The organism is Cylindrospermopsis sp. CR12, from assembly GCF_001432185.1.
GTDB lineage: Bacteria > Cyanobacteriota > Cyanobacteriia > Cyanobacteriales > Nostocaceae > Raphidiopsis > Raphidiopsis raciborskii.
In genome coordinates, this window is the sequence record NZ_LMVE01000021.1 from 211,098 (window position 1) to 211,549 (window position 452).

Sequence of the window (452 nt, forward strand, 5' to 3'; positions counted from 1 at the left end):
AGGAAGGCGTAAATCACAGAAGCATAATATCCTTCAAAATCCGCTAGGTCGTTATTAGTGAAATTCCGCCAAGGAATGGAGGCAAATAATCGCTTGATGGTGCTGACTAAGCCTTCTACATCTCCAGAACTCAGTTGGGTATGTATCAGTCTTTGTACACCTAACTTTTCGTTTACTAATTTGGTATAGGCGTTGATAAACTGGTTGTTGAGGGCAATCTTCACCTCCATATTGGGTATACCCAAGCAAAACACTATTTGGTTGATATCTGTAAATGTGTCCTTAATGGTCAGATAACCAGACTGAAACAGGAGGGTCACTGGGTTAATCTGCTCCACATCAAAGGAATCAAGTATTTCCTCCGTTACCTCGATTCCCTCCAAATTAGGTAGGAAATACCGCTCCTTCTGGAACAGTTTGAGTAGAAAGCTGGGACTACCCGTTTCAAACCA

1 pseudogene is annotated in these 452 nt (G+C 42.0%); it reads right to left on the reverse strand.

From position 1 onward, the window contains the following. A pseudogene (locus tag ASL19_RS18460) lies at window positions 1–452 on the reverse strand (hypothetical protein); the annotation flags it as partial.